The following is a 6,407-nucleotide window of genomic DNA, read 5'->3' as shown; positions in this document are numbered from 1 at the left end:
ATCGAGGACGTGCTGAAAGTGAGCCGGGAATTGAGCGCGGATCAGTTCCGGGAGCAGCCGGTTTTACTGGAGGCGCGGGGCAGGGCGCTCATGCTCTCGGGTGATCCGAGCGGCGCGCAACGGGCGTTCGAGCGCTGGGTGGAGGCCTTTCCGGATTCGGCGGCCGCCCATTTCCTTTATGGCGACAGCCTTGCCCGAACCGGCGAGCTCGAACGCGCGCAGGCTCAGCTGCAGAAGGCGATTGAGCTCGACCCGCACTATCTGCCGGCCCGGGTGGCGGAGGTGAAGATGCTCGCGCGGCTGGACAAGCTGGATTCGGCCCAAAAAGCGCTGGCGAAGCTCCGAGGCGATTTCGGCGCACGCCCGGAAGTGCTGGCCATCGAGGGTTGGTTCGCGATGGGCCGCGGCGATTTCGCCACGGCGGCGAAGCGTTTCTCGGCCGCGCAAGAGAAGGCGCCGAGTTCCGAGCTGCTCATCAATTGGGTCCGTGCGCTGTGGGCGCAGAAAAACTACGATGAGGCTTTCACCGCAATGGACGCGTGGCTGCAGGATAACCCACGCGATCTGGCGGTGCTCCTTCACCTGGCCGGTGGTTATCTCAGTCGCGAACAACCGGCAAAAGCTCGAGATGTTTACGCTACGGTCGTCAAGTACCACCCCGAGCATCTCCCTGCGTTGAATAACCTGGCCTGGCTGAGCCGGCACGACGATCTCAACAAGGCAATCCGCTATGCGCGTAAGGCCCAGCGCCTGGCACCGAACGATCCGCAGGTGCTCGACACGCTGGGCATGCTGCTGATGCAAAACGGCGATGTGGCGCGCGGCTATCGGCGAATTCGCGAGGCGGCGGCGAGCTCGCCGGAGGATTTGACCATTCAGCTGCATCTGGCGCAGGCACTGACGCGTCAGCAGCGGCATGCCGAGGCGCGCAAGGTGTTGGACAGCGTGGTGGAGAAAGCGCCGGATTCCTCGCTCGCCCGAGAGGCCGAGCAGCTGAAAGCGCAGCTCCCGGGGTCTTAGCCTTAATGCCGGTGAGGGCCGTGCTCGCGAATAGGCCGATCTGCGGCTGTGCGGCCCGCGCCGCGGGAGCTCGGCTCTTTGATTTTTTTACACCCGGTTTCGCTGTTAAGTATCTGATCATACACGATATGTCAGATATCTTTTGCTGTAAGCCGGCGTGCATTGCGCAAGGTGTCGGGCTCGAGTGTGCGATCCGTGGCGTGAACGGATGTTAACTGTCGAAGAATTTTACAGGTACGCTGCCGGCCAGCGAAAATGCGTAGGTAAATATCAGTCAAGCCACTGTTTTTAAGCAAGATAAAATTAATTGGCCTGCCCCTTGCAGTTATTAAACATAGCCAGACAGTAGGTGTAGCGCGAAACATCAGGAATCCAGATAGAGATAAATGGAGTTCAGAACAATGAAGATGCAGAAATCAACAATCGCAACCGCAGTGGCGCTGGCAATCGGAATGGGCATGACAGGTCAGGCTGCCGCGAGCATCTATGCGCGGTCCGCGCTGGACATCGATCAGTTGAACATCGACGTTCTTGACAGCACCGGTGCCGTGATCCCGGAGTCTGATACCGTCAGGAACTTTAATTTCCAGCTGACCAACACGGCATCCCTGAACGGCGCCAATGACATTACATCCGCCAACTGCAGCGGAACGCCGGGATCGAATACCTGCGGGGCGGGCTCACCCCGGCTCGATGCCGGTCCGGCAACGCTCGGTGCCCCAGTCCCTGTGAATAACAGCTTTACCCTTTTCGGGCCCGGCAATGATCAGTATTCCCAGTCGGACTCTGTTATCAACACGGCGGAGCTGACCGGCGATGCGACCACCAATACCCAGCAGCTCGCCGAATCGGAGCTCCAAGGCGGCACCAGCGCCGCAGCGAGCTCCGAAATCCAGTCGACCACTGGCTTTACATTTCAGTTCACAGTGAGTGGTGATGGCTCGTTGGATCTCAGCTTCCTGGCCACGCCCAACCTGCTCGCCCAGATCAACGATCCCACGGCGGCTAATGCGGCGGCGCAGGCTAATCTTTCAACGCAGTTCCAGTTGCGCAATGACGACGGCACGGCAAGCGCACAATGGGCCCCCGATGGCAATGGGCTCGGCTGCGCGACGACAGGGGGGCTCACCTGCACGGAGAATGATGACGACTTTAACCTGAATGGCAACGTCGGCGTCACCACGGATGGCACCAGCGACGCCTTCGCGCCTGGTCAGGGGGCCTTCGGTATCCTGGTCGACGGTCTCTCCGACGGCAACTGGACGTTGGTGTTGAATGCGCAGACCTCGACGCAAACGACTCGCACGGCGGCGGCGGTGCCGGAGCCCGGCATACTCGCACTCTTCGGGATGGGCTTGCTGGGACTCGGCGCGGCCCGCCAGCGGAGCAAGCGCTCGTAAGCAAGCGCTTTATCGCAAGACGAGCCGAAACGGCGGAGAAGGCGCGAGTAATTGCGCCTTCTCCGCTTTATTATGCGTCGTCGGTCGCAGTATGCGAGCAACGCAACGAATGCTTCGCTCAGGCGAGCGCGCCGCCACCCTCCCATTGCAATTTTTCCAGCGGCAACCGCGTGGATCGCGCTCGGGGCGCGGCGCTCTCGCCGATCCGCCCCATCCAGACCGCATTCTGGGCTGCATCGGCGCCGATCAGTTGCATGAGCTGCTCCGAGATGATCTGCGCCTGCCGAGAGGCACCCGGCTTGGCGGAGAAAGCCACCCCATCGCGGACATACTCCGAGAACACCAGCGGGGTGATTTCCGGCTGCTGATAGAGCCCGAGCCGGGTGGCGGTGAGCCAGAAGCGTTGTACCGCCTGCCCCGCATACACGAAATCGTCCACCTCTCGCGGCGTGTGCTCAGCAACGATCAGGTAGTGGGCCGCGCAGGCGATCCCGGGAATCCAGTCGAACTGGACACGCGGTAGCAGCGTGCCGGCGAGATAGCGATTGGCGAAATCGACTCGCTCCCAACGCTTCATCAGCCGCCGCATGAGTTTCGTGGTCAGCGTGTCGACCCCCAGCGCGGCATCGGGGATGCCGTCCTCGCTGAAGCGCGCGTTCCAACGAATGATTCGTCGATGCACCTCGAAGGCCTCGGGAATCGTCAGCCTAAGCTTGCTGTTCGTAGAGAGCAGCGCCGCTACACGCAGGCGGTTGCCGAGTCCCTCCAGCCAGATCACCTTAAAGGTCGGCGGCAGGCTCGCCTCCAGGGTTTCCCGCTCGTGCGCGGCCAGTGCTCGGGTGCGCATGATCCGGCGCTGAACAGTGCGGGCGCGGATGTAGGGCGCCAGCCGGCTGAGGGCGTGAGACGGCGCGTCCGGGAGATGCACATCGAACGTCGGCGTGCGCTCGGACAGGCCGACCCGGCGGTTGATCTCGGCGCGACGCCCGAACTGAGTGGCCGCAATGGCCAGGGTCTCCAACAGCATCCCGAGCGAGAGTTGGCTCGCGTGGCCTTGCAGGTCGTAGACGGTGTCGTCGCGAGTATCGAAGCCATGCACGACGACATGCCTGTCGTCAATGACCTCGAAGCGCCACGGCTGGGTGTTGTCGCCGCTTGGCGCCCAGCGGGCGAGATCAAGAATGCGCAACGCCGTCGACGTGGCCGTCGCGGAAGCGCGCGGCGCTACGGCGGGCGTTTGCTGTAAGGTCTGTCCGAATCGCCTGCGGGCGATCGCCAGCGCAATTTGTTGGATCGGGTTGCGATTGCCGAATGGACGCCACGTGCGGGCGAGCCGGTTGCGATAGGCATCGACGTGATAGCCGCGCGGGGCGGTGAGGATCTCGCCGCGGCGAAGCAGAATCTTCAGCGCCTCGGTGCCGGTCACACCCGCGCAGAGCTCGCATGCCATGGGGGTCGAAGGGCCGCGGCGCGCGGCAAGATCCACCGCCGAGGGCTCCACCAGATAGCCCATCTGCAGCCGGGCGGGTGAAAGCCCGAGCAGAAACCGCAGATACTGTTCAGGCGGGGCGCAGCTCTCGAGCCGGAAATACTGCTCGAATGTCATTCCGCCCGGCAGGAACGCCAGCATCGCGGTGCCCATGCCGAGCGGTGCGGCCGTGATGGCCGGGATGGCGCGCTCGGCGCAGGCCGCGAAGACCTTGCGCCGGATATCGAGCGCGAAGAAATCGAGGCCGTCGACGTAGAGATCGACGCCGTCGAGAAAATCGCCGAGATTGCCGTCGTTGACCCCGCTGGGGAAGGCGCGGATATCGAGCTCCGGGTTGATGTCCCGGGCCATATCGGCGAGGACGTCGAGCTTCGCGCGCCCCACCGTGGACAGGAAGGCCCCCGCCTGACGGTTGAAGTTCTCCAGCCCGAAGCAGTCCATCTCCGCCAGTGTAAAAGCGCCGATTCCGAGCCGAGACAGCGTGAGCAGGTGACTGCCACCCACACCCCCCAAGCCCGCGATGGCAATGCGTTTGTGGCGAAGGATCGCCTGTTCTTCGTGGGTGATCCAGCCAATGGTTCGGGAGAAGGCGTGATTATAATCGAATCCCCCATTCATGGGCGAGCCTCCATTGCATCTTTGGCCAACACGGCGGCCTTGCGTGTTTCAGCCCGGGATATTACGGCCGGCCTGCGTTCGGACACAGGCGCTACCGAGCTTGACTGCCCCTTGCCTTCGCTTTGAGGCGGGAATCCGCGTATTGGTGACAGCGGCCTCAAGCACGCTACCGATCGGCCGTTAAGATGCGTATACAAAGCGACCTCGGCCAAGCTCTCCAAGACGGTACGAAACGACTAGCAGGCAAGAGGTCTCGCGCGGTTACTGACCCATATCGGCAGGGGAGTCGATAATGCAGATTGAAAACTCCAACGCGAGCGAGCCCAGCGAAGTCTATCGCGCCTTCCATGAATTTTTCGAACTCCATCCGGCGATTACGGGCGAGTTACTCGATGAGGTGTTCGCGCTACGTTATCAGGTTTATTGCGTTGAGCATCCCTTTGAAGATCCCGCCGATCACCAGGCCGGAAAGGAGCAGGACGAATACGATGGTCGCGCGATTCACACGCTGATCCGGCACAAGCGCACCGGTTATTGCGCGGCCGCGGTCCGCCTGGTGTTACCGGACAGCGGCGATTCGAGCGCGGCATTCCCACTCGAACATGCCTGCGAAGGCAATCTGTATGAAGAGGCCAAACCGTGGCTTGCCGATCTCGATCGGTCAAAAGTGGCCGAGATCTCCCGGTTTTCGGTCTCCAAAGCGTTTCGGCGCCGTGTCGGGGAAGCGGAAACGGTCTCGGGCATCAGCGCGCAGGCAGTGTACTCGGACGGCCAGGCGCCGGACGCCCGAAGGCGCGGGTTTCCGCATATAACCTTGGGGCTGTTTGCCGCGATTGTGCGGATGTCGGTCGATCAGGATATCACTCACTGGTTCGCGGTCATGGAGCCCACGCTGCTGCGCCTGCTGCAGCGCTTTGGGATCCATTTCCCGCCGATCGGCCCGGTTGTCGATCATCACGGCCTTCGTCGACCGACGCTGGCGGTAGCGGCCACCGTCGTCGACGGCATCCTGAGCAAGCGCCCGGATGTCTGGGAGATTGTCACCGACCGCGGTCGGTTCGTGCCTCGCGCCGCCACTCAATTGGTGAAATGAATGGCCGCGCGCGAGCGGCTTGGCTGGCAGCACCGGGTTCGCTCGGCCAGGCGGGCCCCAGGTCATGAGAGTGCATCACAGCACGGCGGCGGGCTCGGCCAGGCTCGCGGTTGCACCCAATATGGTGTCATCGGTCCAAGGCCCGTGATTGCCGCCGGCAAATGCGGACTCCGAGAAGTAGCTGCAGTAGCGCTCGGCAGTCAGATGTCGGCGAACCCAGGGAATATCCCGAATCGCATCCGCCACCGAGGCGCTGAACGCTCGGCGCTCTCCCCTATGTTCGATCGTGGGTCCGCATGCCTCCATCGGAATACCGATGCGCGAGAGAATGCGCGCCAGGCCAGGGGAGATCAGGAAAACCAAATGTTCAATACTGCGCTGGCGACTGTGATCGAGCAAGCCGGTTATGGTCGCTTGCAGCAGATGCCGGTTGCTCGGTGACCACCGGCAGGGGCCGCGCAGTGCCGCGAGTCGGGATACTTCGGCGATCGGCGATCTGAGGAGCCGCTGCTCTACCCGCGGATAAAGCGCCCCCATCTGCTGGACGGGGAGCCGCGTGCGGGTGCTCAGGATCAAACGTGCGGTTCCTTGCCACGTTTGTGTTGCCCCATTGCGCACGATGAAATGAGTCGCATATGCATCGTGGCTGTCGCGCTCTTGAGGAACTCCGTCGTCGAGTGGAGCCTCATAGTGTTTGCGTTCACAGTAAACACGGTAACGAAGGTGGTGGTGGATGTTGCGCGCTAGACCCGTATCAGCGATATATACTGCATATTGTTTCGTTAAC

At 62.4% G+C, this 6,407-nt stretch carries 4 protein-coding genes and 1 pseudogene; 3 read left to right on the top strand and 2 right to left on the bottom strand.

Annotated features, from left to right (window positions below; genetic code table 11):
* Positions 1-1,020 (top strand): tetratricopeptide repeat protein (locus AC52Q4_RS16355; RefSeq protein WP_495537863.1); only part of this gene is annotated, 1,020 nt, incomplete at its 5' end.
* Positions 1,021-1,406: 386 nt separating this feature from the next.
* Positions 1,407-2,420 carry an EDSAP-1 family PEP-CTERM protein gene (locus AC52Q4_RS16350; protein WP_495537862.1) on the top strand — a complete coding sequence of 338 codons (1,014 nt, stop codon included), beginning with the start codon at positions 1,407-1,409 and terminating at the stop codon, positions 2,418-2,420.
* A 1,237-nt stretch (positions 2,421-3,657) separates the two neighbouring features.
* Here AC52Q4_RS16350 and AC52Q4_RS16345 read toward each other — a convergent pair.
* Positions 3,658-4,527, bottom strand: a pseudogene (locus AC52Q4_RS16345) (ThiF family adenylyltransferase); the annotation flags it as partial.
* A 292-nt stretch (positions 4,528-4,819) separates the two neighbouring features.
* Between AC52Q4_RS16345 and AC52Q4_RS16340 the strand changes: the two are divergent.
* On the top strand, positions 4,820-5,620 hold the full coding sequence (locus tag AC52Q4_RS16340) for a PEP-CTERM/exosortase system-associated acyltransferase (RefSeq protein ID WP_495537861.1): 801 nt from the start codon (positions 4,820-4,822) through the stop codon (positions 5,618-5,620).
* A gap of 75 nt (positions 5,621-5,695) precedes the next feature.
* Here the strand turns inward: AC52Q4_RS16340 and AC52Q4_RS16335 are convergent.
* The coding region (locus AC52Q4_RS16335) for an acyl-homoserine-lactone synthase (protein WP_495537860.1) at positions 5,696-6,407 on the bottom strand (712 nt) is incomplete at its 5' end.

Source organism: Nitrococcus sp. (assembly GCF_059432795.1).
The sequence above is the reverse complement of the archived record's forward strand: the minus strand, read 5'-3'. Positions and strand labels throughout refer to the sequence as shown.